We start from the raw sequence: 18,703 nt of genomic DNA, 5'->3' as shown, positions 1-18,703 counted from the left end.
CCACCGTGTGTCCCACGGCAACGAGTCCTCTAATCTCGACTACTTGAGCAGCGGCTATATCGCGGTCTTGGGTATACCCGCAATACTGGCATTTATGTACCCGCTCTCGAAGCTTTTTCTTGCCCGTCTCCTTTAGGCACTTGGGGCAAGTTTGACTTGTGCCTGCAGCGGGTACTTTCTGGAAGTATTTGCCCCGCTTAACACAACATTGAGAAAGGATATCTAGGAATTGACCCCACCCCGCATCTAGGCAGTGCTTAGCCAAGAAGCCTCTAGATAGTGCCTTGAGGTTGAGTTGTTCAGCAAATATCATGTCAGCCCAGTCACAAAGGTTATGGGCTAACTCCCAATGGTAGTTTTTCCTAGTGTTTGCTATCCGCTCGTGTAGTCGTGCCACTTCGAGAAGTGCCTTGGCGCGATTGTTTGACCCAAACCGTTTATTAGCTACCTTTTTTTGCAGCGATTTAAGCTTGCTTTCTAGTTGCTTAAACGGCTTTGGATTGGGGAACAATCGCCCATTAGATACGGCGGCAAAATGGCTAATACCCACATCTATCCCTATCGATGTACCCGATGAATTAATCTGGGGTACATCTACTTTCCATTGCCAGGTTAGTTGTACATACCAGCCGGACGCCCGCCTCACAACCCGCGCCTGTTTAATCGCTGCGTCATCGGGAATTGGGCGAGATTGATTGAACTTGACCAGCCCAATTTTGGGTAGCTTGACATACTTCCCCTGAATGGGGGCTACCCCCATTGATGGAAATACGAATGACCGCATCCGACCTGCTTTCTTGTACCGTGGAAATCCCCGCCCATTCTTCCACATTCCCTCAAATGCTAACTGTAGCCGCTTTAGGGTCTGTTGTAGCACTTGTGAGTGTACCATCCTTAGTGCAGGGATATTCTTTTTAGCTTGGGTTAAATTTTCACATTGACTTGAATAATTAGGCGCGGATTGATCTGCTGGTATGATGTATTCACTTTTGATCGAGCAAGCGTTTACCGGACATTTACGGCTATTAACCCAATCTTTGCGCTCAGTTAAAGCGTAGTTGTATACCCTGCGACATTGTTCTAGCCATTCCTCAAAAGTGGCTATTTGGGCGCTAGTTGGTTTTAACTTAAACTCGTAAATTAAACTAAACATTTGCTCGACCCTTGCAATGTATCTAACACTCATTATACTACACTATTGTTTGAGTGTTTTCAGGATAGATTAGACTCGCAACTAAAGTAGAGACGCGCCATGGCGCGTCTCTACGCTGAACGCCTCGCTCGGTTTCATCCCCTGGTTAAAACGCCGTCGTTTTCACTATCGCTATCCTATAGTTATGGGATACCTCAGAAGTCTTAACATCTGGTATGACAGTCATTGGATGAGCTGGCGACATGTGAGACGGTGGCATTTGCTTCATTTCTTGGACTTTAAGCAAAATTAAATATTCATAGAAGGCTTGCAAGGTACACCAAGCCATTCCCGCTTTGCCATCCAGACAACCACCGAGGAAGAAATACATATAAATCCACCGTAACAGGGGTCTAAACGGTAAGCGTAGGGATAAATCCTTGAGCGCTCGACGCCGTTCGACTTCCGAGCGACCAAAGAATAAGTTCCACCAATTGACGTTTCCCTGTTGTAACTGACGGAGTGTCTCAGTTGCTTCATCGGTGGAGTAGCGATTGTGCTTTTCTATCCAACGACTCAAGCCTTTACTACAGGTATAGTGAGGATAGGTTTCTTGCAGAAAACTCGTTGCTCCAGCACAAACTTCCCGTTCCGTATGACCGTAATCGGTGAACCAAACTTTTCCTTTTTGGAAAAAACGCATTTGGTAACGGGGATATTGGGTACTGTGGCGAATCCATTTCCCCATAAACATTACTCGTTCTGCCACATAATAGCCAACCGCATTTGGGCGTTTTATCGCCGCTAAACATTCTTGAAACAGTTGAGGGGTGATCCGCTCATCTGCTTCTAAGATATAAACCCATTCATACTTCGTGGGAATAGCTTCTAGCATCCAGGTTCGTTGCTTGCCATGGCTCTCAAACTGATGTTGCACGATACGAACCGGATAGCGGGAGGCAATTTCTACGGTGTGGTCTGTGCTGTAGGAATCTACCACGATGACATCATCCGATAACTGTGCCGATTCAATACAAGCGGCAATATCTAGTTCTTCGTTGTGGGTGAGAATGTAGATGGAAAACATAAGTTAAAAAGTGAGTGAACGATTAAACGAGTGGCAGATTCCTTTACATAGACCAGTACGGCTACCTGGGAAGTCAAACGTTATACTGTAGAGGCGGGTGCAAGTCGCTCAGGAAAGCTTGAAACCGATAACTTATCCATAAAAACAGCTTTTAGTTACAAGTCAAAACTATGCTTTGAGCCTAGTCGAAGGGTGAAAAGAATTTTTTACACTAATTATATTTTGAGGGGTTTTCCATCCCTGTGTCTAGAGCTTTCCCCAATCTTTGTACAATCTTTACATTGGCTTACTCAGTTTAACATTGCAGTAACGTAGCTTCCGGCAGAGGCTTGGCTTCAAATACCCACGCTTTGGCATACAATAGAAAGGTTGTGCAAAATTCGTGAACTGACGACCATGGCTGTACCAAAGAAGAAAACATCAAAGTCAAAACGAGACAAACGCAGGGCTAACTGGAGGCGCAAGGCATCCTTGGAAGCCCAGAAAGCCCTCTCTCTTGGGAAGGCAGTTCTGAGTGGACGTTCGACGTTTGTCTATCCGAGTGAAGAAGAAGAGGAAGAAGAAGCCTAGTGCAGGGTGGGACAAGGCAAGTGAACACCTCTGTTGACGGAGTACAGATGGGGGAGTACAGAGGTAGCATGTTAACCTCTGTACTCTCTAGATTCGCAGCCTTATGTCGTTGAGTGAGGTTAAACTATGATCGGAAAATTTTTCCAAAAACCGGAACTGGAACAGAGCGATCGCGTGCCTCCGGGTCAGTTCTTGACCAAGGGGTTCCCGGTTCTAACCTATGGTAATACTCCCCAAGTCAACATTGATGACTGGGAATTTCGGGTTTGGGGTTTAGCTACACCCAAGACTTGGCGTTGGTCAGATTTTATGACAATGCCTCAACATGATTTTACTAAGGATTTTCATTGTGTGACCCGTTGGTCAAAACTGGATGTGCAATGGACGGGGATCAAGGTAACCGACTTTATGAGTCAGGTGGAACTTGACCCGAAAGCTACCCATGTCTTGCAACATTGCTATGGCGGCTACACCACAAACCTGACATTGGACGAGTTTGTGCGTGAGGATAACTTTTTTGCCCATACCCTGTTCGGTGAACCTTTACCTCCAGAACATGGGGGTCCGGTGCGTTTAGTGGTACCGCACCTGTATGCTTGGAAAAGCGCGAAGTGGATTAATGGTTTAGAGTTTTTTGACCACGAGGAATCGGGGTTCTGGGAACGTAATGGTTATCACCGCCGAGGTGAACCTTGGGCAGAGGAGCGCTATAGTTCCTGAGCAATAAACTGATGTGCCTCTAAGATAGCAGGGGTGCAAGATGACTGAAATAATCCCGATTTGAGCTATTGACAAGGGCGGTGTTTTTCTGGGATACTTACTTCATAATGGTAAAATGTGCCCGCCTGTAGGGTCTGATTTCATACTTATTCAACACAAATATTGGGTGAAATCCCTGATTTATTCTTATCTCATAAGTAACGCTGCTAATTGTGCTAACGAGGGGAGAAATTTCTGCATCCGTTAAAGTGACGACAAGATTAGTTAAAGTTAGCCAGAACCAACCAAAAAGGCTGATGCGATCGCGCCTTGGTTAACAAATTTCAGCTTTCAACTTTCCCGATACAGCGACAAGATTAGAGATCCCCCTCTTCCCTTATAGATCCCCCTCTTCCCTTGAGATCCCCCTTCCGTCCCCCTTAAAAAGGGGGAAGCCAGAGGATGCTTCGCGTTTATTGCACGGGGGATCTAAAGGTTGAATGTTATTCAGGTTATTGACAAGGGCGGTGTTTTTCTGGGATACTTACTTCATAATGGGAAAATGTGCCTGCCTGTAGGGTCTGATTTCATCCCTATTCAAAAGAACTTCTAATTCTCTAAGTAACTCCTCTAATTGTCCTGAGTAGAAGCACAATCTCTGAATCAATTAAAGTTAGCCCGGAAAACGGGATGCTGCTGACAGGGATTGACGACTTCTTATGAATCGACAGGCTTTGATCGTTGGGGTTAATACTTACGATACTCAGCACCTGAAAAACTTGACATCACCAGCGAAGGATGCGGATGCGATCGCGCAACTCCTGATTGATCGCGGTAATGTCCAAGTCAGGCGACTTCCAGCTTTCAACACTCCTGTCGATTCAACTACCCCCATTCGAGTTACCCAGACTCAACTTGAAACCGCATTAGTCCAACTTTTACTCCCAGACGGAAACAAAATTCCCGATACGGTTGTGCTATATTTCTCTGGCTATGGACTCTACAAAAATCAAGACCTACAAACCAGTTTCTTAGCCACCAGCGATGTTAACCCAAATCGGGGTCACTGGGGATTATCTCTGTCCTGGCTGCGTAATTTGTTGCAACAAAGTCCAGTCCGAGAGCAAATTATTTGGTTAGATTGCTATTGTAGCGATGAAAAGTTTGACCTCACCCAAGCTGATCCGGGATATCGGGGTCAGGGATACAGTCGTTGTTTTATCGCCACCTGTCAGTCACAAAGGGATGGGGAGATGGGGAGATGGGGAGAAAAGGATAAATTAAAAAATCGGACTGAATTGAATCATTACAGTCAGTTGGCGTCCATTCTATTATTAGGACTCGATTCCAGAAACCATCCCCCTGGCTGGGTGACGAACTATACCCTAACCGATTTAATTAATCAATTATCCCCTCCCCTGATTTTTGCTAACGCCGGGAAACCGATTCTGTTAATCCGTAATCGTCAAACCGATCTAGAATCTTTACCCGCTTTACCCCCCAGCGCACCTGAACGGTTTTGTCCCTATAAAGGTTTAGCCTATTTTGACTACAAAAACGAAGATACCCAGTATTTTTATGGACGAGAAACATTAACAGATGAACTCCTCGAACATATACGCATAAACAATTTCCTGGCGGTAATTGGAACCTGTGGGAGTGGGAAATCTTCGCTGATTCGCGCCGGACTTTTGCATCAGCTTAAACGGGGACAACGGTTATCAGGGACTCAGGAATGGCTGACCTTGATTTTTCAACCTGGTGAACATCCCCTTGAGAATTTAGCCCGATCATTTGTCAATCCCCATAACCCCGAACGTGACTATCAGTTTACACAAACCATGAAACTGATCCAAATGGGGGGAGTAGGATTAGGGATTGTGCTGCGGACAGTGGCTGGAGAACGGCGGTTATTGTTGGTGGTGGATCAATTTGAGGAGGTATTTACCTGCTGTCGGGATGAAACAGAACGACAACAGTTTTTTGATTGTTTGTTGGGTGGATTAGAACACACCGAGAATCAACTTTGTCTGGTTATAGGGATGCGAACAGATTTTTTAAGCAATTGTGCGAATTATCCCCAACTGGTGCAAAAAATTCAGGCGCTTATGGTAACTGTTACCCCAATGACCAAGGAAGGATTAGAAACCGCTATTATTAAACCCGCCCAGCAAGTGGGTGTAGATATTGAATCAGATTTAGTCACTCAACTCCTCTGGGATTTAGAGAATGCTGCCAGTTTACCGTTACTCCAGTTTATGTTAACTCAACTGTGGCAACGGCGTCCAGTGAATCGGTTAATGGTAGCAGAATATTATCGGTGGGGTAGGCTGCAAGGGGCAATAGAAAAACACGCAAACCGCGTTTATCAATCGTTTTCGACGAAGGAACAAAAAATTGCCAAAGACATTTTTTTAGCGTTAATTCAGTTGAGTGAAAACAGTCAAGTTACGGCGCGACAAGTAGACCCATCTGAGTTAATTCTGAGTTTTCAAGGAAAATCTGGAAACCAATTTGAATCTGTAGAGACGCTGCATCTAACCTCTCATACTATGTCTGGGAACACCGGATCAGGCAAAGTAGAAGGAGAGGTTAGGGGATCTGGAGACGCGCTGTGTAGAGACGTTGCATGCAACGTCTCTACAAAAGAAACGTCTTCATCAACAAATGCGGTCAAGGATAGTGGCGATCGCCATTCAACAAAAGCAGTTACATCAGTGATGCAACAATTAATCGATGGGGGTTTAATCATCACTCACTCCTGGAAATGGAATCAAACCGTCGTAACAATTGCCCACGAAGCCCTAATTCAGCATTGGTCAAAACTCCAGCAATGGGTCGAAGAAAAACGCCACGGGATGAGACTACAGGAACAAATTGAAGCCGCAGCGATTGCGTGGCAAACTCAAGGAAAACCCAACCGAATCTTATCGGAATTAACCCTAACTGAGGCAGAGTATTATCGAGATTATCTCAATTTATCCCCTTTAGGACAAGACCTGATTCAGCAGAGTATCCAGCACAAACGAACGCGACGGGGTTTTGCTAGGGGAGGATTAGTCATCGCGATCGCGCTATTGAGTCTAACCACTGGGATGGCGATGAGCCGATGGTATAAAACAGCACAAATCGCTGAACGGGAACAGTTATATAAAAATGCGGCTACCGTGCAAAACTTGCTCCCGGTGGAACCCATTAAGGGATTATTACTGGCAATTGAAACAACGGCTCAAAGTTATGCTAAATTGCAGCAAGTAGATAAGCCAATTGCGTCCAGTCTTTGGCAAGCCATTGAAGTAGCCAGAGAACGCGATCGCTTAGACCATGAATCAGCGGTTAAGGCTGTCGATTTTCATCCCGATAATCAAATCATAGTCAGTGGAACCGAGGATGGTTTGGTTCATCTGTGGACGCGACAGAACCCTTTAATTCGTCAATCCTTACCCGGACATAAAGATGAGGTGACAGGGGTGGCTTTTAGTCCTCAAGGACAGGTGATTGCTAGTAGTAGCCAGGATGGTACAATTCGCTTGTGGACGGTTCAAGGTCAACCCCTAGGTCAGCCGTTTTTGGGACAGGATTGGATCACCTCAATAGCTTGGAGTCCAGACGGTCAATTCCTAGTTAGTGGTGGGAAAGATGGTACAGTTCAGGTGTGGAATCGCCAAGGTAATCCCATTGGTCAACCGTTTCTGGGACATCAGGGAGTCGTTTTTACGGTGGCGTTTAGTCCCGATGGAGAAACCATCGCCAGTGGTAGTGGGGATGGGACAATCCGCTTGTGGAATCGTCAGGGTCAACCCTTGGGTAAACCGTTCCGGGGACATGAGGGTGTGGTGTTTGACCTAGGGTTTAGTCCCAATGGTGAGAGGATTGTCAGTGGGGGACGAGATGGGACAGTACGCTTATGGAATCGTCAAGGTGAGTTAATGGGTGAACCTTGGCGAGGACATCAGGGAGTGGTTTTTGCGGTGGCGTTTAGTCCCGATGGGGAAACGATCGCCAGTGGTAGTGGCAATGGTACAATTCGCTTATGGAATGCTCAGGGTCAGTTACGGGGTGAACCGTTACGGGGACATCAAGGTGCTGTGCGATCGCTGACGTTTAGTCCAGATGGTGAAAGACTTGCCAGTGGTAGTGAGGATAAAACAGTACGCTTGTGGGATGTGAGGATATTACCAGAACCCCAGGATTGGCAAACGGGGTTGCAAGTGGCGTGCGATCGCCTAAAAAATCATCCCGTTTTTGAACGTCCCCAGCCAGAAATTACAGCTATTACTCTATCTCGTGATATTTGTCAAGCTAAACTGTCAAGAACGCGCCATTAAAGTAATCAGTAGGGGCGAAGCATTTGCGCTCTATAGTTATGCAACAAACCGCTCACCTTACTCCGCAAATGCTTCGCCCGTACATTTGATTCCCCGGTTCTGACAACCGGACAATAAGGATGGATAATTGAGACGGATTAACCACCCGTGCGATCGCTTTCTCATCGAGGACATCTCTCAAACGTCAGTAATGAGGTCACCGTGCAGCTAAAACAAGTGATTATCGTCCACAAAGCCAGAGACTCCCAAGGTCAAGCTTGGGCGGAAAAATGCGCTCGCCAATTAGAAAAACGCGGTTGTCATGTCCTAATTGGACCGAGTAGTGCCAAGGATAATCCCTATCCTGTGTTTTTGGCATCCGTGATGCAGAACATCGATCTGGCGGTGGTGCTGGGAGGGGATGGCGCCGCCTTAGCCGCCGCACGACACCTAGCCCCCGCAGGTATCCCGATTTTGGCGATCAACATTGGCGGACATCTGGGATTTCTGACAGAACCCTTTGAGGCGTTCAAGGAGAGCGAACAGATATGGGATCGGATTATCGAAGATCGCTATGCTGTGCAGCGACGCATGATGATCGAAGCCCTTCTATTTGAAGGGGATTCCCGCCAGCATAGCTTTGCCACAGGTACCAATCTCGAACCCGTGAGCGATCGCTATTTGGCGCTGAATGAAATGTGCGTCAAACCCGCCTCAGCTGATCGCATGATTACCTCGATTCTAGAAATGGAAATTGACGGAGAAGTCGTCGATCAGTATCAAGGGGATGGATTGATTGTCGCTACACCAACCGGTTCGACTTGTTATACCTTATCTGCCAACGGTCCGATTCTCCATGATGGCATGGAAGCGATCGCGGTAACGCCAATTTGTCCCTTAAGTCTATCCAGTCGTCCCTTAGTCCTACCTGCGGGTTCTATTGTCAGCATTTGGCCCCTCGGCGATTATGAACTCAACACCAAGCTGTGGATGGATGGGGTAATGGCAACACCGATTTGGCCCGGACAACGGGTGGATGTGCGTAAGGCAGATTGCTATGCCAAGTTTATCATTCTACGCGAAAATAATTCCTACTACAAAACCTTACGGGAAAAACTACAGTGGGCTGGGGCGAGATTTCATTATAGTAATAATCACCGACATTAATTGATTTGAATGTGTAGGGGCGGGTTTTACTCCTATCGTTTCTGACCTAACCCATAAGTGACTAAACCCGCCCCGATGGAATTTTGAGACTAATACCAAATCCGCCTTTATTATCCCCTTTTGCAACGGCGATTAAAATCGCTGCTACACAAACAAAGTCCGCCTGCGCGGACTAGGTTATTAGACCGCTAGACTAGAAATTCTAGAATAAATCCGATTAAACTTCTCATTAGGAACCAAACCGAGAGAATCCGTGGCAAAATCGGGTTTGAGTCGTTTAACCTGATACATATCAATTTCTCCTTTATTTTTAGCCGCAACTTTTCCCCGATAGTCACACTCAAAAAAATCCTTAACCCGATCAAATGTCGCTTGGGAAATATTAATCGTTCCCGGAATCGCGGATGACTCCATTCGGGATGCTATGTTCACAGTATCCCCCCATACATCATAGGTAAACTTCTTGCGCCCAATCACACCCGCGAGTAAGGAACCGGAGTGAATACCAATCCGAATCTCCCAATAGGGTTCATTATTCTGCCTCTTTTCAATTTGTCGCCAGTGGATAAAAGCCTGGATTTGTAAAGCCGCTAGAACCGTGTCAATAGCATGAGTAGATTGGGCGACGGGAATACCAGAGACTGCCATATAACTATCACCAATCGTTTTTAATTTTTCCAGTTTATAAATTTCACTGACTAAATCAAAAAACGAGAAACAATAATCTAATTCTTGAACCAGCGCTTCCGGTGATAATTGTTCAGCAATTTTGGTAAATCCTTTGAAGTCGGTAAATAAAACGGTAGCACAATCATAATAAACAGGTTTTACTTTTCCCGTTTCTTTCAACTCATGAGCAATGGGTTCAGGGAGAATATTTAACAAGAGTTGGTCAGATTTACGTCGTTCTCCTTCCAGATTCGAGTAAAGGACGTTCATTTCTGCCAACAGCCTTTTCATTTCCTGAAAACATCTAGCATTGCGAATCGCACTAGCTAATTGCACCGCCAGTAAATAGCCGATGCGTAAATCTTCTTGGGAATAGGCTGAGGGTTGGCTCGTGGCAAAATTTAGCGAACCGATAACTTGATCATCTCTAGTTAGGGGCAGAATAATTTTAGAGGGATATGCAGATAAAAATGTATCGTTGGCATCGGGAGGATTGAGTTGAGATTGTCCAGTTTTGAGAGCAAAAATGATTGGATTCTTTTCGCAAATGGGACAATCCTGGCAGGGAATTTGGGAACCAAATAGAGTGATTAAGCGAAATGTACCATCGTCGTTTTTGAGACAGACACTGCAATGCTGAAAGTCTAATAACCACTTCGCTTGTTTACTGAGAATTTGTAATATTTCTTCTAAATTCAAGGAGCGGTTAATCGAATTAGCAATTTCATTAACTGCGGAAATTCGGGATGAAAGCGCCTGGATTTGAGTCAGCAACTGTCGGGTAGTTTGGAGGAGTTGTTCCCGATCCTGAGCTTCGAGCTGATGATTACTGCTGGCAAATAAAGAAAAACTCATTCCTATCCCTCATCCCATCATAGGGGAAGCCACGGCGCGTCTATATATCTCACTTGTTTATGATTCATTATCGATAAGTTTGGGAATTCGTGCTAGTGTTGGGAGCGGGTTTTGCTGGCTACTTACGGGAGACAAACCATATAAATTCCTCAACCCGCCCCAAAAAACTCAAACCTCTTTCATCCCCTATTGTTATAGGGTATCAATTTCTAGAGCGATCGCGTCGGTATATTGGTTGATAGCGGTAAATAGGTTAGCGGTGGTAATCAGTTCAAAGATTTCTGATTGATCTAATCCCAACTCGTACAAGTGTTGATAGTCTGCATCACTGAGTTGCTGGGGTTTCGTCGCCGCAAGCAAGCCAAAGCGAATGACGCTTTTTTCGCGTTCGGGTAAGGGACAGTTATCAAAGTCGCTGACAAGCATTTGTAATACTTGTTCGCTAATTCCCAGTGCGGATAAGCTGTGCAAGTGAACCTTCAGCGCATAATCACTACCATTTGCCTGGGAGATAGCCACACCAATCATTTCCTTAATCGTGCGGGGAATAGTGCCTTTTAAAATAGTGGATCGAAACTGTTTCCAGGTGGTGGATAAAAACTCGGGACGAATCGCCATGGATTTGAATAAATTGGGTACTATACCAAATCCCAATTCGGCGCGAATTTCGGCGTAGGTATCTTGGACAAGGGGATGGGTGATCTGATCGGTGTCTTGCAGGGGAAATTGTGCCATAATTGCCTCAAAAATGGTTGCGTTTAGGTAATACGATGTATTACGCTGGATTGAGTTCTCCGTTCACCTGTTCTGGGTTGGCAAGAGAGGACGTACTCCTGGGTAAAAACCAAGTGACGGGGTTCATGGTAATCACCAATCAACCCGGAACGATGAACGGTAAATTTCAGTAGAATGCCCCTAAAACGGTCGTCAAATTCCTGCGGTTCTCTGGTGCATTGCCGGAATTGACTAGAGTAAGGATAATAAAACTCTAACCATAAATATCAGTTCTGGGGTTAATTGTCTACCCAAAAGCTAGCGAAACATAATGATGATTTCACAAACCGAGTATCGCCAACGCCGCGAACAGTTGATGAGTCAGATTGGTAAGGGGACGGCTATCTTCCGCAGCGCCCCGGTTGCGGTGATGCATAATGATGTGGAATATAATTTTCGTCAGGATAGTGATTTCTTTTATCTGACGGGGTTTAATGAAGCTGAAGCCGTGGCGGTGTTAGCGCCGCACCATTCTGAACACCGCTTTGTTCTGTTTGTCCAACCCAAAGATCCAGAAAAGGAAGTTTGGACGGGGTATCGGACGGGGGTTGATGGGGCGAAAGAACGCTATGGTGCAGATGAGGCGTATCCGATTACGGAACTGGATGAGAAGTTACCCCAGTATTTAGAGAAGGCGGATCGGATTTATTATCAGTTAGGGCGCGATCGCGAGTTTAATCAAACCATCCTCACCCATTGGCAAACCTTGATGAGAACCTATCCCAAGCGGGGAACGGGTCCAATGGCGATTGAGTCCACAAATCCGCTTCTCCAGAAGATGCGCTTGGTGAAGAGTCCAACTGAGTTGGAGATGATGCGCCAAGCTGTGGCGATTTCTGTAGATGCTCATAATTATGCCCGAAAATTTGCCCAAGCGGGATGTTATGAGTACCAAATTCAGGCGGAAATCGAACATATTTTTCGCCAACGGGGGGCGTTGGGTCCAGCGTATCCGTCGATTGTGGCGTCAGGGGTGAATAGCTGTATTCTGCATTACGTGGAAAATACCCGCCAGATGGAAACTGGGGATTTGCTGTTGATTGATGCGGGCTGTGCTTATGAGTATTACAATGCCGATATTACCCGCACGTTTCCTATTGGGGGTAAATTTAGCGAAGAACAGCGGATTATTTATGAGTTGGTATTGAAGGCGCAGCAAGACGCGATCGCACAGGTGCAACCGGGAAAGCCTTATAATCTATTTCACGATACAGCCGTGCGCGTATTGGTAGAAGGATTAATGGATTTGGGATTACTGGCGGGAGATATCGAGGAAATTATTAAGGAGGAGAAATATAAACCCTTCTATATGCATCGTACTGGACATTGGTTAGGGTTAGATGTTCATGATTCTGGGGTATATAAGAATGGGGAAGAATCCTGGCAAACCTTTGAACCGGGTCAAGTGGTGACAGTGGAACCGGGATTGTATATTGGCTTAGATATTAAACCGGTAGAAGGTCAACCTGAGATTCCCGAACGTTGGCGCGGGATTGGTGTCAGGATTGAGGATGATGTTTTGGTTACCGAGTCGGGACATGAGGTGTTAACGGCTGGGGTGCCAAAGTTATTAGACGAGATGGAAGGGTAAAGGGTAGTGGCGTGACACACTTAATTTAGGGGATTAACCTTCACACTTGTTGCACGGGAGAGGGGTCTTTTTAAAATAAGAGCTCAAACCCTGTAGAGACACGCCATGGCGCGTCTCTACATTGACACATAAGACCGACGTGCGCCCGATTCAAATCGATTCGACACCTTTAACAGCAACCGCCGCCAGTATAGTGCCAGGTGGAATCGGTAATCATGATATCTTTTGACATCGCCAGGTTAGCGGCTGTTTTATCACACACCGACGCCGGAACACCTTTTTGCAGAACATGACCTGCGTTATCATCGAAAACCGCTTGGCTTCCCTGATAAATCGCCGTTTTTCCGGTGAAAATGCAAGCGCCATCTTCCGGAATCGGCACTTTGAATGCCACAGAATCTAAACTTTCCAGCAGCAACGGCTCATCTAACTTATAACTTTGACAATCCAACAGTCGATAAGGGCGTCGCGCCCGGATTTCGACTTGACCAAACCCGACATGAACCAGATGTTGGATATACTCGTTATATGTTAATGCCCCCGATAGGCACATTGCCCGTAACCGTTCATCTTGCCGTAAATGTTCAGGAATCGGACGGGTGGCGATGGGGTCACTCATAATCAAGCGTCCGCCAATTTTTAACACCCGATAGGCTTCTTGCAAGGCTTTAGTCAAGTCAGCGGGTTCAAAGATATTAAATAGGCAATTCTGAGCGACGACATCAACGGAAGCATCAGGTACAGCTAGGTCAAAGGCATCGCCGTCACGAATGTCAATAAAACTTGGGTTAAACCAAGGATTATCTTGAGCGGCGCTGGCTAAGTTACGAGTCGCCGCTTCCCGCATCGCCTTGACGGGATCAACAGCAATAACCCGACCCGGGCGTCGGGAAAAATAGGCAAATTGCAGGGCTTCTAAACCGCCACCCACGCCCACATAGAGTACAGTTGGCTCGTTTATCAGTTCAGCCGGATGAACGGTGGTTCCACAACCATAGTTCATTTCCTGCATTTGCCGGGGAATTTTCAGTCCGGGGAGTTGTAGGGGAGAGCTTTGCACACAACATAACCCCACTTGCGGGGTTTGGGCGACTTCACTGTAGAATTCTGCGGTTGTTTCTAGATAACTCATAGTGTTTGTTGGTCATTTGTCATTGGTCATTCGTCATGGGTGACTTGATGACGATTTATGCTGTCAGCATTCTTTCTCTGAGGGTATTAAACTGGGGCTGAATTAGTTTTTGCTGAGAATTGGTTAAAGTTTATCAACTTTTGAGTTATTGCTGTCGCTATAACGGATTTAGCTCAAGTCCATTAAGATGAATGGCACGCAAGAGATGAGGCTGGTGGGCAATGCCCACCCTACGGTATATCAAGATCGAAAATCGGGGTTGGTAAGGGGGCGAATGGAAGGCTGGTGGGTAATGCCCACCCTACGGTATATCAAGGGTTTTGTCTTCTTTAAGCCGTTGCCATGGCTTCCTCGGTGTCGGGAAGAGGAGGACGCAGACACAGATAGACCAGTGAACCGATTAATGGTACCAGTGCGACTGCCCAAAATAGGACGGGATTGTTCCAGCCGCGTCGTGCCATATCATCGCCCACCAGTGCCGGGAAAAGCAAGCACAATAGGCAAAAGTCCAGGCTCATCACATGGATAAAGCGGCTGGTTTGCCATTGCTGGATAAAGTTTGCCCAATCGCCGTTGAGTATGCCAAATCCTAGTAATACCAAAGTGCCGAGGGTGAGAACAACACCGAACCAACGGGAATCGAGAATACTCAGGAAGATATTTTTTGAGCCAGGAAATTCAGGATTGGGTTGACGTAAGGCGAGATAGGGGAGTAAAGCAAACGCCCCCACACCAAAGGAGACGGTAGCAAATAGCCACGCGGGGATTTTTTGCCCTCGTCCATCAATAAATACGAAGCAGGCGTATGCTAGAGGTAGAATGCCTATGATGTTGAATAGGGCAATAATTAAGGGATTAATCCCGTCCCAATTGCCTGTGGAAAGATTGGTAATCAGGTCAAAGGTATCGGGTTGCTGGGGAGGTGCAAGCAGAACGGCATAAGCGAGAAAGCTAACCCAGAGTAGCCAAAAACCAAGTTGTCTGAGCATAGGTAATGATTTGAAGTGCAAGTCCACCGGGTATCCTGTGCATTATCGCATGAATCGATTGGGGCGATTGGCGTTTTGGGCTAATACACCTTTGTCAGGAAGCCCCAGCATCCGCCAAGAACTCAAGTTCTTGGCTAAAAGCTAAAGTCCATTAAAATGGACTAAAACTCTTATCCAGTCAGCTCGATTCTTACTTGAGCTTTGAGTTCCTTGGGTTTCAACCCAAGGCTGTTTAACCCTACAACACCAACAGAGCTATGCTAACCAGGGAATTAGCTGTTCGCCTCAAACTCCAATTTTTGCTTTTATGGCAGAAAATTAAACTGTTTGCTCACTACAGACAGGCATTTTATCTGAAACTGATTTGGCTGGAGTTAATCTGTTTTCACAGCCGTGTGTTTGGTCAACGGATCAGTTCGCGATCGCTAAACTGGAAGTGATCATCTTCTTATTTTCTTTTACCTTGCCATCTTCTGCCCTTGTGCCTTTTGCCATACCACCGATACCTATGACATCGACAACAGCAAAACGCTTCACGATTGAGGACTATCATCGTTTAGCAGAGTTGGGATTTTTCACCGAAGATGACCGAGTGGAATTAATTCGTGGAGAAATCATGCAGATGGCGGCGAAAGGCACAGCCCACACCAATTGTTGTCGGGATTTACTGGAAGAATTGGCAGGATTAGTTACAGGTAGAGCCAAATTACAATGTCAAGATCCGATTATTTTGTCATCCAATAGCGAACGCCCTATCACAAAGGACAAGGAATTTTTGGATACAGCCTAAAGCGGATTGTATTGCCAGATAAGACAATGGTTTTGCCCTCTTTTTTAGATTTAATCCTCGATTTATCAAAACTTTTTCCTCTAATTTAAATAAACTATTCCTGAATTATCTTATTCTAGAAAGGATAGACCCATAAAGACCCGATGCTGAATATTCCCTCCGTCCTAGCACAAGAGCTTTCCCTATCCGCCAATCAGGTGGAAAATACCCTGTCTCTTTTAGCCGAGGGCGCCACGATTCCCTTTATTTCCCGTTACCGGAAAGAACGAACCGGTTCTCTGGATGAAGTCCAAATTCGCGCGATCGCAGAACGCTACGCCTACCTGAGTGAACTCGAAGCACGCAAAGCCACGATTCTGGAGGCGATCGCGTCTCAAGGAAAGCTGACGGATGAACTGAAGGCGAAAATCGAGTCCTGTTTCCAGAAAAATGAGTTAGAAGACCTTTACCTCCCTTATCGCCCCAAGCGCCGCACTAGAGCTACCGTAGCGCGGGAAAAAGGGTTGGAACCTCTGGCTGAATTTATTAAATCCCTGAATACCCCCACCGCCAAACCCGTCTCCTTAGAAGCAGAAGCCGCTAATTATATTTCCGAAGAAAAGGATGTCACAACCGCCGAAGATGCGTTAAAAGGGGCGTCTGATATCCTCGCCGAAGAAGTCGCGGAAACCGCTGAATTCCGGGCATATTTGCGCGACTATTTGATGAAAAATGGGCGTTTTGTCTCCAAGATTAAAGACGATTACCCCGAAGGCAGCACTAAATATGAAATGTACCGCAATTTCCAAATCAAGGCAAAGGATATCGCGCCACACAATATGCTGGCATTATTTCGGGGAGAGAGTGAGGGGATTTTAACCCTAAATCTGGATTTTGATCAGGAGTTTATCCAATCGTATTTAGAGTCAGAAACCATTCGCACAAAAATTCCAGCGGTGCGGAACTTCTATCGGGAAATGCTTAATGATGGCTTTAACCGTTTGATGAAAAATTCCCTAATTACGGAAGTTCGGACAGATCGTAAAGCCTATGCTGATTTTGAATCGATTAATACCTTTGAAACCAATTTGCGAGAACTCCTGCTTTCTCCTCCAGCGGGAATGAAACCCACCTTAGCGGTTGATCCGGGATTGCGAACCGGGTGTAAAGTGGCGGTTTTGAATGAAACGGGGAAGTTTATGGAATATCAAACCATTTTCCCCCATACTGGAAAACCCACACAAGCGGCGACTGTACTCAAAACTCTGATTGAAAAATACCAGATCGAATTAATCGCGATCGGGAATGGTACAGCATCCCGTGAAACCGATGAGTTTGTTGGGGATGTGATTAAAAGTCTGGAACGTAAACCGATTAGCGTGATTGTGAATGAATCGGGTGCGTCTGTCTATTCGGCGAGTGATGTGGCGCGAGAAGAATTTCCTGATCAAGATGTTACCGTGCGCGGGGCGATTAGTATTGGACGCCGTTTACAAGATCCTTTGGCGGAATTGGTGAAAATTGATCCCAAATCCATTGGCGTGGGACAATACCAACATGATGTGGATCAAAAGTTACTCAGAAAGAAGCTGGATGAAACGGTAGAAAGTTGTGTCAACTATGTGGGTGTGGATCTGAATACGGCATCAAAAGAACTTTTAACCTTTGTTTCCGGCTTAACTCCAACTATTGCTAAAAATATCGTTACCTATCGGAATGAAAATGGTGCATTCCCCAATCGTCGCCGTCTGCTGAAGGTAGCGAAATTAGGACCCAAAGCCTTTGAACAGTCGGCGGGATTCCTGAGAATTCGCGGTGGGGATAACCCGTTAGATAATACCGCCGTGCATCCGGAGAGTTATCCAGTCGTAGAAGCGATCGCGAAGGATATTGGGGTGCCCTTGAAACAAATCCCCCAAGCGGCGGATCGGCTCAAGTCTATTGATTTAAAGAAATATGTCACGGATACCGTTGGCTTACCCACACTCAAAGACATTATCCGGGAATTAGAAAAACCCGGACGTGATCCCCGTGCTGAGTTTAAATATGCCACATTTAAGGAAGGAATTAAGGAAATGTCTGACCTGAAAGTGGGGATGGAGTTAGAAGGAATTGTCACAAATGTGGCGAATTTTGGTGCTTTTGTGGATATTGGTGTGCATCAGGATGGGTTGGTTCATATTTCCCAACTGGCGGATCGATTTGTGGAAGATCCTAAAGAAATTGTCAAAGTGGGACAAGTTGTAAATGTGCGGGTTATGTCTGTGGATGAGAAGTTAAAGCGGATTGGTTTATCGATGCGTGGGGCACAACAAAGGTAATAGTTGAAACTATTGGGCGGTTGAAACCGCAGCTACACAAACCAAACCCGCCGGCGCGGGTTTCATGAATTAGCCTGTAGCCTGTAGTGGCATGACCCAACTAAAATAGTTCATTACCGTAGGTTGGGTTAGGCGGGTATTCAAGGCTATTTTTCCGGCAAATTTGAGCCAACTCACCCCCGCTTCAAAACCCCAAAACTATTGTATTGTCTAGGTTCTGAGCATTTTGACGGCTGACCGGGATTTTTGCCCGTGCTTTCTCCCGTCAAAAATTAGCTTACTGTCCATAATAAAGTGAGTCTCTGCGCTTGTCTAGCAATCTCTAATCTAGTGGACAACTCAACTTCCTTGAGATTAGCATAAGCAGACTTTGCGATCGCAAACCCCATAATCGATACTCTAGAACAGTAATTCCCAGGAAACATGCTACCGGAACGTCTCTACGGCTGCGATCGCGGATAATCGTTATAATAGGGCAATCTGATCGCCGATGCAATTCCCGTAAGCAACCCCGGTCTCGCATACACGGAGCTTTAGCCAAATAAGTTAAAGCTGTGCTTACCAGCCTAAGTGCTAAGCGCACTACGTTATCGGCAAGTGTTAAAGACCTACCAGCGGATGCGATAGCCAGTTTGCTGCTC

Annotated in this window: 16 protein-coding genes; 9 read left to right on the top strand and 7 right to left on the bottom strand. The window is 46.0% G+C overall.

Annotated elements, in window-relative coordinates:
• Both RID09_RS03395 and RID09_RS03390 read right to left on the bottom strand, forming a co-directional pair.
• Nucleotides 1-1,153, bottom strand: a 1,153-nt coding sequence (locus RID09_RS03395) for an RNA-guided endonuclease InsQ/TnpB family protein (RefSeq protein WP_446334545.1), incomplete at its 3' end; no start/stop codon positions are given.
• A 145-nt stretch (nt 1,154-1,298) separates the two neighbouring features.
• Nucleotides 1,299-2,219: a glycosyltransferase family 2 protein gene (locus tag RID09_RS03390; RefSeq protein ID WP_446334544.1), complete on the bottom strand. Its 921-nt coding sequence runs from the start codon at nt 2,217-2,219 to the stop codon at nt 1,299-1,301.
• Between the two features lie 396 nt (nt 2,220-2,615).
• On the opposite strand from RID09_RS03390, the gene rpmF reads away from it, so the two are divergent.
• The 4 genes from rpmF to RID09_RS03370 all read left to right on the top strand — a co-directional run bounded on the left by rpmF (nt 2,616) and on the right by RID09_RS03370 (nt 8,962).
• Nucleotides 2,616-2,789, top strand: coding sequence for a 50S ribosomal protein L32 (gene rpmF, locus RID09_RS03385; protein ID WP_446334543.1), 174 nt, complete (start codon nt 2,616-2,618; stop codon nt 2,787-2,789).
• Nucleotides 2,790-2,915: 126 nt separating this feature from the next.
• Nucleotides 2,916-3,509, top strand: a complete 594-nt coding sequence (locus RID09_RS03380; RefSeq protein ID WP_446334542.1) for a sulfite oxidase-like oxidoreductase — start codon at nt 2,916-2,918, stop codon at nt 3,507-3,509.
• Nucleotides 3,510-4,207: 698 nt separating this feature from the next.
• Nucleotides 4,208-7,816: an nSTAND1 domain-containing NTPase gene (locus RID09_RS03375; protein WP_446334541.1), complete on the top strand. Its 3,609-nt coding sequence runs from the start codon at nt 4,208-4,210 to the stop codon at nt 7,814-7,816.
• A gap of 201 nt (nt 7,817-8,017) precedes the next feature.
• Nucleotides 8,018-8,962, top strand: a complete 945-nt coding sequence (locus tag RID09_RS03370; protein WP_446334540.1) for an NAD(+) kinase — start codon at nt 8,018-8,020, stop codon at nt 8,960-8,962.
• Between the two features lie 180 nt (nt 8,963-9,142).
• Here RID09_RS03370 and RID09_RS03365 read toward each other — a convergent pair whose 3' ends face one another.
• Nucleotides 9,143-10,486 (bottom strand): adenylate/guanylate cyclase domain-containing protein, encoded by a 1,344-nt coding sequence (locus tag RID09_RS03365; protein ID WP_446334539.1) that lies wholly within the window; start codon nt 10,484-10,486, stop codon nt 9,143-9,145.
• Between the two features lie 192 nt (nt 10,487-10,678).
• Complete coding sequence (locus tag RID09_RS03360) at nt 10,679-11,221, bottom strand: carboxymuconolactone decarboxylase family protein (protein WP_446334538.1); 543 nt, start codon at nt 11,219-11,221, stop codon at nt 10,679-10,681.
• 35 nt (nt 11,222-11,256) lie between these two features.
• On the opposite strand from RID09_RS03360, the gene RID09_RS03355 reads away from it, so the two are divergent.
• Together RID09_RS03355 and RID09_RS03350 are read left to right on the top strand one after the other, a co-directional pair.
• A complete protein-coding gene (locus tag RID09_RS03355; protein ID WP_446334537.1) occupies nt 11,257-11,394 on the top strand; it encodes a hypothetical protein in 138 nt (45 codons plus the stop codon).
• A 140-nt stretch (nt 11,395-11,534) separates the two neighbouring features.
• Nucleotides 11,535-12,851, top strand: a complete 1,317-nt coding sequence (locus RID09_RS03350) for an aminopeptidase P N-terminal domain-containing protein (protein WP_446334546.1) — start codon at nt 11,535-11,537, stop codon at nt 12,849-12,851.
• 169 nt (nt 12,852-13,020) lie between these two features.
• On the opposite strand, the gene arsM is transcribed toward RID09_RS03350, so the two are convergent.
• Both arsM and RID09_RS03340 read right to left on the bottom strand, forming a co-directional pair.
• Nucleotides 13,021-13,983, bottom strand: coding sequence for an arsenosugar biosynthesis arsenite methyltransferase ArsM (gene arsM, locus RID09_RS03345; protein ID WP_446334536.1), 963 nt, complete (start codon nt 13,981-13,983; stop codon nt 13,021-13,023).
• 329 nt (nt 13,984-14,312) lie between these two features.
• Complete coding sequence (locus RID09_RS03340; RefSeq protein ID WP_446334535.1) at nt 14,313-14,972, bottom strand: DUF2834 domain-containing protein; 660 nt, start codon at nt 14,970-14,972, stop codon at nt 14,313-14,315.
• Nucleotides 14,973-15,229: 257 nt separating this feature from the next.
• Between RID09_RS03340 and RID09_RS03335 the strand changes: the two genes are divergently transcribed.
• The 3 genes from RID09_RS03335 (at nt 15,230) to RID09_RS03325 (ending at nt 18,062) form a co-directional block, all read left to right on the top strand.
• A complete protein-coding gene (locus RID09_RS03335) occupies nt 15,230-15,412 on the top strand; it encodes a hypothetical protein (protein WP_446334534.1) in 183 nt (60 codons plus the stop codon).
• A gap of 68 nt (nt 15,413-15,480) precedes the next feature.
• On the top strand, nt 15,481-15,762 hold the full coding sequence (locus tag RID09_RS03330; protein WP_446334533.1) for a Uma2 family endonuclease: 282 nt from the start codon (nt 15,481-15,483) through the stop codon (nt 15,760-15,762).
• Between the two features lie 143 nt (nt 15,763-15,905).
• Complete coding sequence (locus tag RID09_RS03325) at nt 15,906-18,062, top strand: Tex family protein (RefSeq protein ID WP_446334532.1); 2,157 nt, start codon at nt 15,906-15,908, stop codon at nt 18,060-18,062.
• A 322-nt stretch (nt 18,063-18,384) separates the two neighbouring features.
• Here RID09_RS03325 and RID09_RS03320 read toward each other — a convergent pair.
• Nucleotides 18,385-18,703 (bottom strand): hypothetical protein (locus RID09_RS03320; RefSeq protein ID WP_446334531.1); only part of this gene is annotated, 319 nt, incomplete at its 5' end.

The organism is Coleofasciculus sp. G1-WW12-02, from assembly GCF_040219735.1.
Lineage (GTDB): Bacteria > Cyanobacteriota > Cyanobacteriia > Cyanobacteriales > Coleofasciculaceae > Coleofasciculus.
Note: the sequence above shows the minus strand (reverse complement) of the source record. Positions and strands in the feature narration are given on the sequence as shown.